The sequence below is a fragment of the Vibrio sp. V10_P2A27P122 genome (genome assembly GCF_963874335.1).
In the GTDB taxonomy this organism is placed as follows: Bacteria; Pseudomonadota; Gammaproteobacteria; order Enterobacterales; family Vibrionaceae; genus Vibrio; species Vibrio anguillarum.
In genome coordinates, this window is the sequence record NZ_CAWNHY010000133.1 from 16455 (window position 1) to 32861 (window position 16407).

Sequence of the window (16407 nt, forward strand, 5' to 3'; positions counted from 1 at the left end):
AATAGCCGCAGTGGAGAAACAATGAAATCACTATTTCGATTTATCGGTTTGATATTTAAAGGTTTTTGGAAAATCATTACCTTTATTCGTTTAGCCTTAACCAACCTGTTCTTTTTGCTCAGTATTGCACTGATTTATTTCTTGTATGTGCATGCCGATTCTCCCCTGCCTACCATAGAAAAAGAGTCCGCATTAGTAATGAACTTATCGGGACCGATTGTTGAACAGAGTTCTTACATCAATCCGATGGATTCAATGACTGGTTCATTTTTTGGCAAAGACTTACCCAAAGAAAATGTATTATTTGATGTAGTAGAGACCATTCGCCATGCGAAAGACGATGCGAAAATCACAGGCATTGTGCTCGCTCTTGGAGAAATGCCTGAAACCAACCTCACTAAGCTACGTTACATTGCTAAAGCGCTGAACGAATTTAAAGCCACGGGCAAACCCATCTACGCGGTGGGAGATTTCTATAATCAAAGCCAATATTACTTGGCAAGCTACGCCGATAAAGTCTATTTGGCACCGGATGGCGCAGTGATGCTAAAAGGCTACAGTGCCTATTCAATGTACTACAAAACTTTGCTGGAAAAGCTGGATGTCAATACGCACGTTTTCCGTGTCGGTACTTATAAATCAGCCATTGAGCCATTTATTCGTGACGATATGTCCGACGCGGCAAAAGAGTCCGCCTCTCGCTGGTTAACGCAGTTGTGGGGAGCGTACGTTGATGACGTAGCGACCAACCGTAAGATTGACGGGAAAACGTTAAACCCATCAATGGATGAATTTCTGACGCAATTAAAAGCGACCGAGGGTGATCTCGCTGCTTTATCATTAAAATTAGGGTTAGTAGATGAATTGGCTACTCGCCAACAAATGCGCCTATCGCTCGCCGAAACATTTGGCAGCAATGGAGAAGATAGCTACAACGCCGTAGGCTACTACGAATATCAAGCCACCATTAGGCCACAGTTTAACGCTGATATGGACGATGTAGCCGTGATCGTGGCTAGTGGTACCATCATGGATGGAGATCACCCACGAGGCACAGTCGGTGGTGATACCACCGCCGCATTACTTCGCCAAGCGCGTAACGATGATAAAGTCAAAGCCGTCGTATTGCGTGTGGACAGCCCAGGAGGCAGCGCCTTTGCCTCCGAAGTTATTCGTAATGAAATTCAAACGTTAAAAGACGCAGGCAAACCGGTTGTCGTCTCAATGTCGAGCCTTGCAGCGTCTGGCGGTTATTGGATTTCAATGAGTGCGGATAAAATTGTCGCGCAGCCAACCACGTTAACCGGTTCAATTGGTATTTTTAGTGTCATCACCACATTCGAAAAAGGACTCAACAAATTGGGGGTTTATACCGATGGCGTAGGAACCTCACCTTTTTCTGGTGTCGGTGTCACCACAGGGCTAACAAAAGGCGTGGCCGACGCACTACAACTGGGCATTAACCATGGTTACCAGCGTTTCATCAGTTTGGTGGGAGAGAACCGTGGCCTTTCATTGGCACAAGTCGATCAGGTCGCGCAAGGCCGCGTATGGACAGGACAAGATGCCATGGATCATGGTTTAGTCGATCAAATGGGTGACTTTGATGATGCCATTAAGCTCGCAGCACAACTGGCAAAATTAGAGACCTACAATATTTATTGGGTAGAAGAACCCCTTTCACCCGCTGAGCAATTCTTGCAAGACATCATGAATCAAGTGCAAGTTCGCTTCGGTTTTGATGTATCAACACTAGTGCCAGCGTCGCTGCAACCTGTAGCAAAACAATGGGTGCAAGATGCCAGCTTACTCAACCATTTTAATGATCCGAAAGGGCAATATGCGTTCTGCCTAAACTGCCAAGTTCAGTAGCAATATCAATCTGTAATGACTAAAAACCATTGGGGCGCTTTGTGTTGAGCGCCCCTTTTTATATTAAGTGAATACGCTATAATCCCCCGCTCTGTTCCCCTACACGAGTGATTTCTAGCTATGGCAAGAAAACATATCTACATCGCCTACACTGGCGGTACTATCGGCATGCTAAAATCCGACCATGGTTATGTCCCTATTGCGGGCTTCATGGAAAAACAACTCGCAGGTATGCCTGAGTTTCAGCGCCCTGAAATGCCTGAGTTCACCATTCATGAATATGACCCTCTGATTGACTCCTCAGACATGACGCCTGAAGATTGGCAACAAATCGCCAACGATATTCGAGATAATTATGATAAATATGATGGCTTTGTGATTTTACATGGTACGGATACCATGGCTTACACGGCATCGGCACTCTCTTTCATGTTGGAAAACTTGGGTAAACCCGTCATTGTGACAGGCTCACAAATTCCGTTGGCCGAATTGCGCTCTGACGGACAAGCGAATTTACTTAATGCGTTACACATCGCCGCTAATTACCCCATCAATGAAGTGACGTTATTCTTCAATAATCAGTTGATGCGGGGTAACCGCAGTGTCAAATCACACGCCGATGGTTTTAATGCGTTTACCTCGCCGAACCTTCCTCCGCTGTTAGAAGCTGGGATCAATATTCAAATCAGCAGTAACGTTAAAGTTGGCGAACAGCCGCAAGGAGCCTTCCGAGTCCATAACATTACACCACAACCGATCGGTGTGATTACCATGTACCCTGGCATCTCTCACGAAGTGATCCGCAATACCTTATTACAGCCAGTCAACGCGATGATTTTGCTGACTTTTGGTGTGGGCAATGCACCTCAAAATGCGCAACTATTAGCGCATTTAAAAGAAGCCTCAGAACGTGGCGTGATCGTCATGAACTTAACTCAGTGCTTAGCAGGTAAAGTCAACATGGGCGGTTACGCAACTGGCTGTGCACTTGCAGAAGCAGGCGTGATCAGCGGCTACGACATGACACCCGAAGCCGCTTTAGCCAAGCTTCACTATTTACTGAGCCAGAATCTTTCTTATGAAGAAGTGAAGCAGAAAATGCAGGAAGTATTACGTGGTGAAATGAGCTTATAGCTTTAAACACCCACAATATATTTTCCCCTCATTAACAAAATCCCCAACTCAATGAATTGGGGATTTTTGTATTCTGTACAAGTCAAATAGACTCATTCGTGGTTTGGATTGACTCGAACAATATCGTCTTGTCCGTTTTGAAAGCGCTTTTTAAGCTCATTTTTTGACTTAAAACTGATTTCTCCACCAGCGGCAACTGTCATATGGTCCGCTTCTACATTATGCTTAGATTGATACAACATCACAGCTTGCATGCATGAATCTCGCTGTGTTTGTGAAAGTGGTGTACCTTCAGGCCACTTACCCGTTTCAACAGCGTGCATTAATCGCTTGTAAGCTTCGGGGGTGATGGCGTTAATGAGTTGATCGGCATCCATGGTCTATCCTTAATTAACGAATTCGTCACAAACATAACTTGCCATGATATTGAGTCAAGACAAGCCCAATAAATAAGTGTATTTGATCACAAGCCAATACGATGAACCGGATAAAATTCATACTATTTCTATGCTTCACACTATTATTAAGTGGTTGCTTTGAAAATAATAAAAATACAGAAAAGCTCTGTGCTGATAATCCAAATTTACGCTGTGAACGGCTGAACGTGGATGACGGCCAGTGCCGAATTCCTCGTACCGATCTGATATGGCATCGCTTTGAGGTCCTTAAGAATCCAAGTGATAGTAATCGAATTCAGGAATATGGTTTTGTAAAAGCTTACCGAAAATGTCTAGAGCTTGCTTCTCAAATACAAGCGATCGATCAAACCGAATTGAAACAGCGTCGCTTCGAAGCATTGGTCAACGCTGGACATGATTTAGAGACTATTGTCGATGAGCTTCACAAATCTCGCTCACCAGAGACACTCTATTTTCTTTGGAGCCAAATTGGGGATAAGCAAGCTCGCCGGGAATTCCTCCAGTTGGAAGGCAAACCTGAGCTTGAAAACGCCGAAATGCAGTATGCACTCGCTACTTTTTATGTTCAACGGGATCGAGAAAAAGCAATCTATTTGCTCCATCGAACCTTAGAACTCAGCCCAAAAGGCAGTATCAACCTTGATGCTATCAAATCTCTTGCCAGTACCAACCAAATTCTCAAACAGAAAGAAAAAGCTTACATTTGGGCGATGGTAGGAAAAACATTCAATGTGCCGGTTGCTTCAGAGACAGAACTCAAATTGCTGTACGGGTTTGATCAAGAAAAATTTGATGCACTCGACGATATCGCCGAAAAAATCGTTGACGCGATCAAAAATGGACAGTTTAAACCAGAGCTCATTCCTCTCGACTTTGCCAACTAACAAAATGTAATCATAAAACAAAGAGCGGTGATGAATTCACCGCTTTTTCACTTTTTGTTGAAAATTAACGACACTGAATTGACACAAAATCGTTCACCTGTTGTTTGAGGTCCATCAGGAAAAACATGCCCTAGATGGCTATCACACACCGCACAACGGATCTCAGTTCGAATCATTCCATGCGTTAAATCTTCAAGATAGCGGATTGCAGTATCATTGATCGGTGCATCAAAACTTGGCCAACCACACCCCGAATCATACTTATTGTTGGAGACAAATAACGGGCTGCTGCAACAGGTACACGCGTACACACCTGTGTCACGATTATGTAATAACTTGCCACTAAACGGGGCTTCTGTACCGCGTTGACGGCAAACATAAAACTCATCATCCGTTAGTCTTTCACGCCAGTATTCATCAGGCTTAACATTATTCTCAATCTTCGATTTCACTTACAAAACTTCCCTTCATCTCAATATTGCACTGGTACTTTTTATGCCAAAAACTTGCATACTCCACTCTTTGTAGCACATACTTTCTCACCATGAAATGGTAGGTATGTGATTTCTAACTGCCTTAGAAGGCTAAAGTATTTTACGCCAACTGAAAGTAAACAGAAGCGGTATAAAGTTTAAAATTTAATCACTTACGATTAATTGTGAAAAAAAGCGTCGCTTTTTTTTGACTTTAAACAAGTTAAGTCCGATTATCTGTTGCAGACATTTACTGGATTCTGTAATTTTACTACCAGTTATCTTTAATCAGAAATTAAGTTGTGGAGCAACTATAATGACTATCAAAGTAGGTATTAACGGTTTTGGCCGTATCGGTCGTTTCGTATTCCGTGCAGCGCAAGAGCGCAACGACATCGAAGTTGTAGGTATTAACGACCTTATCGACGTAGATTATATGGCATACATGTTAAAGTATGACTCAACTCATGGCCGTTTCAACGGTACTGTTGAAGTTGAAGCTGGCAACCTAGTTGTAAACGGCAAAACTGTACGTGTAACAGCTGAGCGTAACCCAGAAGATCTAAAATGGGATGCAATCGGTGTTGACGTGGTTGCTGAAGCAACAGGTCTATTCCTAGACGATGCAACCGCTCGTAAGCACATCACTGCTGGCGCGAAAAAAGTTGTTCTAACTGGTCCTTCAAAAGACGCGACTCCAATGTTCGTAATGGGTGTTAACCACGCTTCTTACGCTGGCCAAGACATCGTTTCTAACGCTTCTTGTACTACAAACTGCCTAGCACCTATCGCTAAAGTTCTTAACGACAAGTGGGGCATCGAGTCTGGTCTTATGACTACTGTTCACGCAACTACAGCGACTCAAAAAACTGTAGATGGTCCTTCTGCGAAAGACTGGCGTGGTGGTCGTGGTGCTTCTCAAAACATCATCCCATCTTCAACTGGCGCAGCTAAAGCGGTTGGCGTTGTAATCCCAGAACTAAACGGCAAACTGACTGGTATGGCTTTCCGCGTACCTACAGCGAACGTTTCTGTAGTTGACCTAACTGTTAACCTACAAAACCCAGCATCTTACGCAGAAATTTGTGCTGAAATGAAGCGCGCTTCTGAAAACGAATTCGCTGGCGTTCTAGGCTACACTGAAGATGCAGTTGTTTCTCAAGACTTCATCGGCGAAATCAACACATCTGTATTCGATGCTAAAGCTGGTATCGCACTAACTGACAAATTCGTTAAAGTTGTATCTTGGTACGACAACGAAATCGGTTACTCAAACAAAGTTCTAGACCTAATCGCTCACGTTTCTAAATAATCGTAGTGTTTAGCGAAGAAATTCGTTGAGAACAAAAAGGCGGCCATTGTGTCGCCTTTTTAGTATCTGTCCCTTTCATTAATGGGACTGCGTTAGACAATCCGAGCCGTTCCTCACTTATTTATCCGGTAGGAATGGTATGAGGTATCGAATTTATGGATCTGCAATCTCTCCCTACCCTGACTTATCTTTCTGACAACGTCACCATCGTTGAGAAAGAGGGCGTTAAAATTGTTCGCGTTATTCATGACAAAGCGACCGCCGGAATTACACTGCATGGTGGCCATGTCATCTCATTCACTCCTAAAGGACAAGATGAGCTCATTTGGATGAGTGACACGGCCATTTTTGACGGTAAAGCCGCTCTAAGAGGCGGGATCCCTGTTTGTTGGCCATGGTTTGGCCGTATTGCTGCACCAGCCCATGGTTTCGCACGCACCAGTGAATGGGCATTGATTGAACATAGAGAAAACGAGCAGGGCGTCATTATCGTGTTAGGGCTCGACCATTCGCCCCAAACACTGGCTATTTGGCCATTTCAATTCAAAACCCGTCTTTATGTTGAAATCGGTGACAAGTTAAAAGTCACTTTAGAAACGACCAATACGGATGAGAAAGCATGGACGTTTTCTGCAGCGCTGCACAGCTACCTCAAGGTTGGTAATATTACCCAGACCACTACTACAGGTATGGGCGTTGAATATATAGACAGCTTACAAGATGCAAAAATGTGTCAAGGTGGTTCAACACTCATCCTCACCGATACGATTGATCGCGTCTATACCGCGCCTGAAGCACAAATTCAGGTCCAAGATCCTGTTTTGAATCGCACGTTAGTGGTTGAAAATACTGGACACAACTCTGCCGTCTTGTGGAACCCATGGGCTCAAGGCGCTCAATCAATGGCAGATATGCCTGACGATGGTTATCAAACGATGCTGTGTGTTGAATCTACACTGCATGCCCCTTGCTTGTCCGCAGGAAAAACCTTGCAACCAGGTGAAAGCCATCAGCTCGTCACGACGGTTTTTTCCAACTAAGCTTTTTTGGCGAATTTTCCGTCATCATACTCATGCTGAGGACAGTGAAATCACGCTGTCCTTTTTATTTCTAGCCGCAGACGCTAAACTGGCGCCTTTGTTTTTCAAGCGAGATCTTCATGGCGTATCTGTGCCCCCTTTGCCAGCAACCTCTGTTGCAACAGCAGCAAATATTGAAATGTGAAAATAATCATCAATTTGATATAGCCAAAGAGGGCTACGTCAATTTGATGCCTGCACATCATAAACGCTCAAAAGATCCGGGTGATAATAAAGAGATGATGCAAGCTCGTCGCCGTTTTCTTGAAGGTGGACATTACGATCTAATGCGTCAGACGGTCGCTCAGTTGTGCAGTAAGTATCTGCAAGATTCTTCTTATCAGTTTTTAGACATCGGCTGCGGCGAAGGTTACTACACCCAATTTGTCGCTCAAACGCTTGCACAACACTCGACACAATCGGTCACCTATGGGTTAGATATCTCTAAAATCGCCGTCCGTTATGCAGCAAAGCGCTACCCTATGGTCAACTTTGTCGTCGCCTCCAGCCACCGCTTGCCCTTTGACGATGCTTCCCTAGCCGGTATATTACGAATTTATGCGCCCTGTAAAGCGCAAGAGCTTTACCGCTGCATTCAAAACCAAGGAGTAGTGATTACCGTTACACCCGCAGCAAGGCACCTCTATCAGTTAAAAGAAGGGATCTATCCTAATGTTCAACTGCATGATGAAACCGCAGAAGAGATAGCTGGGTTTACATTAATAGAGCAACAAAAACTGCACTACACCATGACATTAAGCGGTAACGATGCTTTTGATTTATTACAGATGACGCCGTTTGCATGGCGGGCCAGTGATGAGCTAAGAGCGCAATTAAAGCAAGCTGAGCAATTTAATTGTGAGGCCGATTTTATGATCAGCGTTTACCGCAAAGTTAGTTGATAATAATTCTCATTATATTGCAAATCCACAGTGTCTCCATTATTATGCCAAATTCAAAATGGAGACCCTCATGCGCTTAGTTACTTCTCTGGCTCTACTATTACCACTTTTTGGCTGTGCTTCGCACCAGCCGAAGCCCATTGCTCACTTTTATGACTACCAATTATCTACCCCTAGCGGCAAACCATTGAATCTCAATTCGCTGCCGAATGAGATAAAAAATGCCGATATCATTTTAGTCGGTGAGTGGCATACACACCCAGCCATTCATCGCTTCCAAACCGAGCTATTGGCACAACTCAGCCGCGAAAACACCCATGTAGCCTTGTCTATGGAACAATTTTCACGCGATGAACAAGAGATACTGAACCGCTATCTAGCAGGAGAAATCGGCGAACAATACCTTATTTCTCAGACCAGAGCGTGGCCAAACTACCAAAGTGACTACCGCCCACTGGTTGAATTTGCAAAATCACAGCAGTTGAATGTCATTGCCGCTAATGCGCCTAAACCTTTCGTACGTTGTATCGGCAAAGTGGGAATCAAATACCTTGATAAATTAACGCCAGTAGAGCGGGCTCAGGTTGCACACCAAATTGACACCTCAGCCTCTCCCTACAAAGCGAAGTTCATGGAATCAATGCACCACGGTTCAAAAGAGCAAACTGAAAAACAGTACGCAGCTCAGCTCACTTGGGATGAAACGATGGCAGAAAGCATGGTGGATTATTTACAAAACCACCCGACAGATCAGGTGATGCACATCGCAGGCAAGTTCCACACCGAGCAGGGTTTAGGCACGGCGCATTCTATCCTTCGTCGAAATCCTGATTTAAAGATTGCCATCATCACGCCCGTAGAGGATACCCAGACGTCGTATCCTGATTTCCAACTCACTGTACTGCCAATTCCCACCGCCTATGTTCAAGCAGAGCATCGCATGCAAGCCTATCAACAGATAAAGAATCGCAACACAGATCTCACTTGCGACTAATTAGCGGCGAATAACGGGCCTGCTTATTCTTTTCATATAAAGTAGGCGCGTTTTTTGCTTGTACATACCTCATACAAATTGCGAATTTTTTGCACAAGTTTTTCATAAATCTGTCGATACATTAACTGATGGCATTTATAGGAGAGAAGTATGACACCGGTAGGGACAAGCTCAGCGCAACTGCATTCACTCCAGCAAGTTAAAGCTCAAGCAAATTCTACAGCGGCATCCCCCCCCTCTGCCCCGCTCAAAGTGGAGCAGAATACCGTCACTTTGTCTGATGAAGGCAAAGCCTTGCTCGCAGCGCTGCAACAACTCGACAAAGAGAGTAAGTTAGAAAACAAAGAGAAAACCGTGACAGGCAAAGTGGAGTCATTTGCTCATGGTGCTTTGGGGTTAGATCATCCAGATAAAAAACCAGAAGAAGACGATAGCTCCTATTCCGCAGGGAAATATTTTTCCGCCGCGGCAACAGTAGGAGGTTTGTTACTGCTTCTCTAGTCTTTTAGATTTCTATTGGATATTAATTGCGGTTTGGATGATTGATGATGTGGTCCTCCCAGTCGATAACATCAATCTCATAAACGACTTTGTTGCGAACACTTTCTTGCGCGGCGTGCATCGCCTCTTTGGAGCCGGTAATCAAAGGATGCCATTGCGGCAATGTTTTGCCTTCTGACAGTACACGATAGGCGCACGTATCCGGCAACCAGTTAAATTCATCAATTTTATCACGCGTCAGTTTTAAGCACTCCTCACCAGAATTGAAACGGTTTGGATAATCCTTGCATGAGCAGGTATCGCTGTTTAACCAACTGCAAGCGACATTGGTGTAATAGACCTCATCACTGTCTTCATCCATTAACTTGTGTAAGCAGCACTTACCGCATCCATCACAAAGCGACTCCCACTCCGATTCCGTCATTTGTTCTAATTTCTTATTTTGCCAGAATGGTGTGTTCATGAGTCTCTATCTTACTTAACGAATGGGGTGCGTGTTATACCTCCACACCAACCAAAGTTCAAGGATAAAAACGGCTTGTTAATTTAGGAAGCTATTGCTGTACACTTCGGTCACATCTGCTAGGATCGTCACCCTTTTCTTTTTACTGGTACTCAATTATGGAATGCAGACTTGGTTGTGGTGCGTGTTGTATCGCTCCTAGTATTTCTTCCTCCATCCCGGGTATGGAGCAAGGAAAGCCAGCAGGTGTACGTTGCATTCAACTTAATGACGCTAATTTGTGCAAGTTATTTGGTAAGCCTGAACGTCCAAAAGTATGCCACGAATTTAAACCTTGCCCGATGGTCTGTGGCAACACGAACCAAGAAGCTTTGAGCAACATTACCGAACTCGAAAAAATCACTTGATGGCACTGCTTTGTTTGCCTTAATTGATGGCGTCACTCAAAATTGCCCCAGCAGCTAGGGCAATGATTCGAAAGGTGCTACAGCTTTTGTCTGCCAAGCAAAGAGTGTGATAGCGTCGTGCCATCAACAAGCTCAAGCTCACCGCCAACAGGCACACCATGAGCAATACGGCTCGCAGAAACTTGATGGGCGCGACATAATTCCGCAATGTAGTGCGCGGTGGCTTCACCTTCAACGGTTGGGTTAGTTGCAAGAATGACTTCGGCAATGCCACCACGTTGCAAACGGTAATCCAGCGTATCTAAACCAATATCACTCGGGCCGATACCATCTAAAGGTGATAAGTGCCCCATCAGAACAAAATAACGTCCAGAATATTGGCCTGTAGCCTCAATGGCCGCAATATCAGCAGGGCTTTCGACTACACAGAGTTGGCCATTATCCTGCCGCTTAGGGTTGCTACAAATATGACAAGTTTCTTCTTCAGTGAAAGTTCGACATTCACTGCAATGTCCAATTTCTGTCATGGCTTGGCTTAAAGCATCGGCGAGCTGTAAGCCGCCTTTTCTATCGCGCTGTAACAAATGAAAGGCCATACGCTGTGCTGACTTGGGACCCACACCAGGCAGACAACGTAAGGCCTCCATCAAATGCTCCAGCATATGACTGGTACGCATTAGTAACCTATTTTGTTTGTTAAAAAGGTTGTTTGTTAAAAAGTCGTTCGTTAAAACGGCATCTTCATACCTGGTGGTAATTGCATACCGCCAGTGACAGAAGCCATTTTTTCTTTTTGAGTCTCTTCCACGCGGCGCGCAGCATCATTGAAAGCGGCGGCAATCAGATCTTCTAGCATCTCTTTGTCGTCTTCCATTAAGCTTTCATCAATCTCTACACGGCGTACGCTGTGGCTACCAGTAATGGTCACTTTTACCAGACCAGCACCAGACTCACCAACCACTTCCATATTCGCAATTTCTTCTTGTAGCTTTTGCATGCGCTCTTGCATTTGTTGGGCTTGCTTCATTAGGTTGCCCATACCGCCTTTACCAAACATGTTTATCTCTCTGGTTGAATTGAGTGTTTCACATAAGGTGGGGTCATAACATATAGATTCAACCCCACACTCGCTTAATTGATTAAATCGGCCGCACACTGTCGCGATCAAGTTCCGCATCAAAACGTCGCTTGAAGAACATTACGTGAGGGTCGGCCTCCAAGCTGTTCAATGCTTGCTCTAATTTGAGTTGGTAAAGACGCTCTCTAAGCTCCAATGGAGTCTCACCTTGCTCACCAATTGTCACGCTAAGGTGGCACTCTTCAGCTAATGTCTCATTGAGCGCTTCTAACAACTCGCTTTGTGCTTTATCGGTATTAAGATGGGCCTGACTTGGCCGCAGCACTAGCTCAATTGATGAGCCCGATTTGTGGTAGACAGAATTAAGTGCTAATTGTTCCACTAACTTGGCAATATCGAGCTGGTGGATCAGAGCTGCCCACTCATCTTGTTCTATCGATTCTGCAAGTAACTTTTCTGCCATCTCTGGCGTTTTAATATGTTCTAGCGCTTGCTTAATTTGTGTCGGTGTCAGCTCTGTTTTTTGTTGCTCAACCACCACAGGTTGCAGCGTTGGACGCCACTGATAAGGCTCGTTGTCCAAGGTTGGGGCAGCTTCAGGAGCGGATGTTGACAAAGGCGACACTCGAGCTGATTTTCCATGCGAGGCAACACGCTCAAGCACAGATTCAGATTTAGTCGATGCCGCATTAGGCTTTTTTGTCTCGTTGCTCTTTGTTTCATTCACTCCTTTTGCTGACTGAGCAACCCCTTGGCGCTGTGAACGCAACTGGTGTCGCAGCCCTGCAATCGGTGAGGGACGTGGAGCTGAAGAAGGTGCCGGTGGTTGAGGAACTGGTGCAGGCTCATACGATTCTGGGGCATATTCCATTGCACTGGACATGTCATCATTCATATCCGCATAACGGTTATCGTAATCTTGAACGATGCCATAATCAGGCTGAGTATCCTCATGCCTTTGTGGCTCATTAACCTGACTGTCCGATACGGGAGCCGCCGACGTTTGCTTAGGTTCAGTTAGAGGCGTTGCCGCTGATGCGGGTTGTAGTGAAGGAGTGCCGTGGCTTGGCACTGCGACATCTGAACTCACTTCAGTGCTGAACGTATTCACCAACGATACCGAAGCAGGACGAAACGCCATCATACGTAGCACAATCATTTCCAGCCCCGTTCGAGCGGTTGGCGAGAGTGCTAAATCTTCACGTCCTTTTAAAGCAATTTGATAATAGAGCTGCACATCTTGTGGGCTCAGTGCTTTGCTAAGCAGTTGCACTTTCTCTGAGTCAGGTTGGGTTTTGTCCAGTGTTGCTGGCAACGCTTGATACATCGCAATACGGTGTAACTGCGCCGAGAGTTGTTGTAGTAATCCATCCCAATCCACACCATTTTGTGCTAAATGTGCAACGCTATCCATCGCCGTTTGAGGCTGTTTACTGCTAATGGCTTGCAGTAAATGGAGTGCTTGATCTGTGTCTAGCGTGCCAAGCATTGGGGCGACTACATCGGCCATCACCTGGTTATTACCTAGTGCAATCGCTTGATCAGTTAAGCTAAGTGCATCACGCATACTGCCATCGGCAGCATGAGCGATCATTCTTAATGCTCTCGCTTCACAAGGGATCTGCTCTGCCGCTAAAACATGCTCAAGCTGATCGTGGATATTTTCAACACTGATCGGCTTAAGATGAAACTGTAAGCAGCGCGATAAAATCGTAACCGGCAGCTTTTGCGGATCTGTCGTAGCGAGCAAGAATTTCACATACTCAGGCGGCTCTTCCAACGTTTTAAGCAAAGCGTTAAAACTGTGGCGCGACAGCATGTGCACTTCATCGATTAAGTACACCTTGAAGCGACCGCGAGCAGGCTTGTACTGCACGTTATCAAGTAATTCGCGCGTATCTTCGACTTTGGTTCGTGATGCCGCATCTATTTCTAAAAGATCAACAAAACGGCCTTGGTCAATCTCTCGGCAAGTATCACATTGGCCACAAGGTGTGGCCGTAATACCTGTTTCACAGTTTAACCCCTTGGCAAACAAGCGACCAATCGTCGTCTTGCCTACACCACGTGTACCGCTGAATAAATACGCATGGTGCAATCTATTTTGGGCCAACGCATTTTCTAGTGCAGTTAAGACATGTGCTTGTCCCACCACCTCATTAAATTTTGTTGGTCGCCATTTTCGCGCTAAGGCAAGATAACTCATGAGTACGTCCAGTTGATTAGCTTAGTGACCTTCAAATTCACAAATACTATAAACGTTCAGGCCCAAACCTTGTAAACGTTTGTCTCCGCCAATTTCAGGCAGGTTGATGACAAAAGCCGCGTGCTCAACTTCACCACCAAGCTGGCGGATCAATTTAGTCGTCGCTTCAATCGTACCACCCGTTGCTAGTAGATCATCCACCACCAGCACTTTATCACCTTGCTTGATCGCATCAACGTGAATTTCTAATGTGTCAGTACCGTATTCCAATTCGTAAGATTGGGCTAACGTTTCGCGTGGTAACTTACCCGGCTTACGTACAGGTACAAACCCCAAACCAAGCTCTAAAGCCAATGGCGCACCAAATAGGAAACCACGCGCTTCTGTACCCACAACTTTGGTAAAGCCCATGTCTTTATATTTTTCGACTAATAAAGCAATGGTTGCTTGATAGGCTTTTGCATCCTCTAGCAGGCTAGTTACATCACGAAACAAAATGCCAGGTTTTGGGTAGTTAGGGATGCTTTGAATGCTCGATTTGATCAAAGAGATAGTTTCGGTTGTCATAACTTACATTTACTTAGATTGGCTCTTCATTTCTCACGATACATTTACGTATCAGAATGATAGAGCGTGAGCTCTCAGCAACATAGATAAGCCACAATATCTTAGCCGCTGAAAAAACAAACGCCCATTCGAAGAATGGGCACACTTCCCCATAATGCTAGTGATTTTCTTGTTGGTTAGCAACCTGCTCATGAGTGGGAAGTCGAATAAACCAAGTGATCAGGACCACAAGCATAGTAAACAACATAATTTTGAGCCAAAAGTGCGGGACAACCCAGATGGAAAAAATAAAGCTTAGAATAATCCACAAACATCCCCGTTGTTTCACTTGCCGCGAAACAGCGCCATGTTGCTGCCAATTATCCAGTATTGGGCCTAGCGTCTGATGTTGATGCAACCAAGCATGAAAACGAGGGCTACTTCGTAAGAAGCAAGCGCTAGCAAGGAGTATGAAAGGTGTTGTGGGGAGTAGCGGTAAGAATATGCCTATCACACCTAACAGCAGGCAGAGCCCACCAGCCACCGTAAGAAGAAAATGACGAATATTGATGGTGAACTCCCAACGTACTATCCAACTCAGAAAGTTGAATAACCATTAAACACACGGATCCAAGTCAGTATTGCTGGCAATGTAGGGATCGAAAGTACGGCAATAAAGCCTAAAAAATAAAAAATGTTGTAAGGTTCTGTAAAATTCTGCTCTTCCATCATAACTTCTCTAGTGTTGGATGACTCCGTTCGTTTTTGGCACCATAAACAAAGTTAATGTAACGTAAACGAATTGGGTGATTGTTGTTCTAGACGCGAACTATACCTCAAACAAATCACCGCAAACACCGACTAAAGATAAGGTTATTAACTGCTGCCACCTTGATAAATATTGAGTTTGAAACTACTCGAACCTAAGCGATTAGTTGATAGCTGACAAGTTGAGTTGATCGGTAAATCTTTGGTGATAAAGTTTTTTAAACAGTTCTGCCCAAGGCTAACACCCGCGGCAATATGTTGAGTTAAGTAGCCATTTGACCATTGACTGTCGAGCCCAGCTGGCAGGATAGAGAGTGTACCTTCGCTTAAATCCGCAATACCGAATACCGCGTTGATTGGATTAGCACACTCTGAGCATTCAATACCTTTTTCCAGTATGTCGGCAAGGTCTTTCAGATCGGCACTGAAGCTTTTTAAGTTGCGAAGATAATCGTGAAACAGAGCACGAACGAGCAATGTTGAAGCCACACTATTTTCATAATGGGCATCTGAATCGACTAAGTAAAAGGCAAACTGCCCGTTCATCAACCACGCATAGTCAAATACCAGCGGCATCACATCCGCCGATTGTAAAAGACGGTAACTACACTTCCAACTACCTTGTGAAGTATCCTTTTCTGGTAATAACGCGTGCAGCAAATCTTTCGCGGTACTGGGGTTTTCTCGTAAATACTCCAGATGCCAATGCAACTCTTGTTCTTCTGGAATATCACCACCATCATCGACCCGGAACCATTGCGTCGAAAAATCGCGCTGATCAGATAAACGGCTAAACGTATCTTCGAGCGTACTTTCTATTGCACTGCTTAAATACTGGTGGTTACCAATCGGTTTAGGAAGAAAATCCTTAACACCAAATCGCAGCACTTTTGCAACATCAGCCATTTCATCAGTTGCAGAGACCACAATCAGTGGCAGCGAGGGATACTCAAGGCTCACCTCTTCAACAAACTCAATGCCGTTCAGTACTGGCATTGCTAAGTCACACACAACAAGGTCAGGCTCCGCATCTTTTAACTTGCGCAACCCCTCTAAGCCATTTTCAGCTTCAAGCACTTTATAGCCTTGAGCCGACAAATAACCACTGGTTATTCGCCTAAAAATTGGGTCATCATCAACGAGCATGATCAGTTTTTGCTCGACATGCTGATTATCTGAAGGTTTTTTCGCCAAGAACTCACTAGCCTGAATGTGAGATTTATACATAATCCTGCCTCACAATGCTTTTAAAAAGCAGTCATTTTATTGTTATAGGATAAATTGATAGGTTACTTTATAAAGTAGTCGCAAAATAAGATTTATACAAATGTTCCACTTTGTAACTCGGTTGCATACTATATATATGGGC

The 16407-nt window shown here is 44.7% G+C and carries 18 protein-coding genes; 9 read left to right on the forward strand and 9 right to left on the reverse strand.

Features of this window, described 5'->3' with window-relative positions:
* The first annotated feature begins 21 nt into the window (after window positions 1–21).
* A complete protein-coding gene (gene sppA, locus AACQ17_RS06790) occupies window positions 22–1872 on the forward strand; it encodes a signal peptide peptidase SppA (protein ID WP_094167547.1) in 1851 nt (616 codons plus the stop codon).
* A gap of 120 nt (window positions 1873–1992) precedes the next feature.
* Window positions 1993–3006, forward strand: coding sequence for an asparaginase (gene ansA / locus AACQ17_RS06795; protein WP_013857225.1), 1014 nt, complete (start codon window positions 1993–1995; stop codon window positions 3004–3006).
* A gap of 92 nt (window positions 3007–3098) precedes the next feature.
* On the opposite strand, the gene AACQ17_RS06800 is transcribed toward ansA, so the two are convergent.
* Window positions 3099–3383: a YeaC family protein gene (locus AACQ17_RS06800; RefSeq protein ID WP_013857226.1), complete on the reverse strand. Its 285-nt coding sequence runs from the start codon at window positions 3381–3383 to the stop codon at window positions 3099–3101.
* Window positions 3384–3484: 101 nt separating this feature from the next.
* Between AACQ17_RS06800 and AACQ17_RS06805 the strand changes: the two genes are divergently transcribed.
* Window positions 3485–4309 (forward strand): DUF2989 domain-containing protein, encoded by an 825-nt coding sequence (locus AACQ17_RS06805; RefSeq protein WP_094129524.1) that lies wholly within the window; start codon window positions 3485–3487, stop codon window positions 4307–4309.
* A 47-nt stretch (window positions 4310–4356) separates the two neighbouring features.
* Here AACQ17_RS06805 and msrB read toward each other — a convergent pair whose 3' ends face one another.
* Entirely contained in the window at window positions 4357–4761 is a 405-nt protein-coding gene (gene msrB / locus AACQ17_RS06810; protein ID WP_013857228.1) for a peptide-methionine (R)-S-oxide reductase MsrB, read from the reverse strand.
* A 337-nt stretch (window positions 4762–5098) separates the two neighbouring features.
* On the opposite strand from msrB, the gene gap reads away from it, so the two are divergent.
* The 5 genes from gap to AACQ17_RS06835 all read left to right on the forward strand — a co-directional run bounded on the left by gap (window position 5099) and on the right by AACQ17_RS06835 (window position 9570).
* On the forward strand, window positions 5099–6094 hold the full coding sequence (gene gap, locus AACQ17_RS06815) for a type I glyceraldehyde-3-phosphate dehydrogenase (RefSeq protein WP_010317219.1): 996 nt from the start codon (window positions 5099–5101) through the stop codon (window positions 6092–6094).
* 155 nt (window positions 6095–6249) lie between these two features.
* Window positions 6250–7134: a D-hexose-6-phosphate mutarotase gene (locus tag AACQ17_RS06820; RefSeq protein ID WP_094145647.1), complete on the forward strand. Its 885-nt coding sequence runs from the start codon at window positions 6250–6252 to the stop codon at window positions 7132–7134.
* Window positions 7135–7253: 119 nt separating this feature from the next.
* Complete coding sequence (gene rlmA, locus AACQ17_RS06825) at window positions 7254–8075, forward strand: 23S rRNA (guanine(745)-N(1))-methyltransferase (protein WP_094147132.1); 822 nt, start codon at window positions 7254–7256, stop codon at window positions 8073–8075.
* A gap of 58 nt (window positions 8076–8133) precedes the next feature.
* Window positions 8134–9069, forward strand: coding sequence for a ChaN family lipoprotein (locus AACQ17_RS06830; RefSeq protein WP_017050212.1), 936 nt, complete (start codon window positions 8134–8136; stop codon window positions 9067–9069).
* A gap of 150 nt (window positions 9070–9219) precedes the next feature.
* Window positions 9220–9570, forward strand: coding sequence for a hypothetical protein (locus AACQ17_RS06835; protein ID WP_017044563.1), 351 nt, complete (start codon window positions 9220–9222; stop codon window positions 9568–9570).
* 22 nt (window positions 9571–9592) lie between these two features.
* On the opposite strand, the gene AACQ17_RS06840 is transcribed toward AACQ17_RS06835, so the two are convergent.
* The gene (locus AACQ17_RS06840; RefSeq protein ID WP_017047805.1) at window positions 9593–10033 is read right to left on the reverse strand and encodes a YcgN family cysteine cluster protein; all 441 of its coding nucleotides are present in this window, start codon (window positions 10031–10033) and stop codon (window positions 9593–9595) included.
* 158 nt (window positions 10034–10191) lie between these two features.
* Here AACQ17_RS06840 and AACQ17_RS06845 point away from each other — a divergent pair, with 158 nt between their 5' ends.
* Window positions 10192–10440, forward strand: a complete 249-nt coding sequence (locus AACQ17_RS06845; protein ID WP_013857235.1) for a YkgJ family cysteine cluster protein — start codon at window positions 10192–10194, stop codon at window positions 10438–10440.
* Between the two features lie 77 nt (window positions 10441–10517).
* On the opposite strand, the gene recR is transcribed toward AACQ17_RS06845, so the two are convergent.
* The 6 genes from recR to AACQ17_RS06875 all read right to left on the reverse strand — a co-directional run bounded on the left by recR (window position 10518) and on the right by AACQ17_RS06875 (window position 16265).
* Window positions 10518–11117: a recombination mediator RecR gene (gene recR / locus AACQ17_RS06850; protein WP_013857236.1), complete on the reverse strand. Its 600-nt coding sequence runs from the start codon at window positions 11115–11117 to the stop codon at window positions 10518–10520.
* A gap of 50 nt (window positions 11118–11167) precedes the next feature.
* Window positions 11168–11497, reverse strand: a complete 330-nt coding sequence (locus AACQ17_RS06855) for a YbaB/EbfC family nucleoid-associated protein (RefSeq protein ID WP_013857237.1) — start codon at window positions 11495–11497, stop codon at window positions 11168–11170.
* 82 nt (window positions 11498–11579) lie between these two features.
* Complete coding sequence (gene dnaX / locus AACQ17_RS06860; RefSeq protein ID WP_094147133.1) at window positions 11580–13724, reverse strand: DNA polymerase III subunit gamma/tau; 2145 nt, start codon at window positions 13722–13724, stop codon at window positions 11580–11582.
* A 21-nt stretch (window positions 13725–13745) separates the two neighbouring features.
* A complete protein-coding gene (gene apt / locus AACQ17_RS06865; RefSeq protein ID WP_013857239.1) occupies window positions 13746–14291 on the reverse strand; it encodes an adenine phosphoribosyltransferase in 546 nt (181 codons plus the stop codon).
* A 157-nt stretch (window positions 14292–14448) separates the two neighbouring features.
* Window positions 14449–14814, reverse strand: a complete 366-nt coding sequence (locus AACQ17_RS06870; protein ID WP_017044101.1) for a YbaN family protein — start codon at window positions 14812–14814, stop codon at window positions 14449–14451.
* Between the two features lie 332 nt (window positions 14815–15146).
* On the reverse strand, window positions 15147–16265 hold the full coding sequence (locus tag AACQ17_RS06875; RefSeq protein ID WP_017044561.1) for a response regulator: 1119 nt from the start codon (window positions 16263–16265) through the stop codon (window positions 15147–15149).
* Window positions 16266–16407 lie beyond the last annotated feature (142 nt).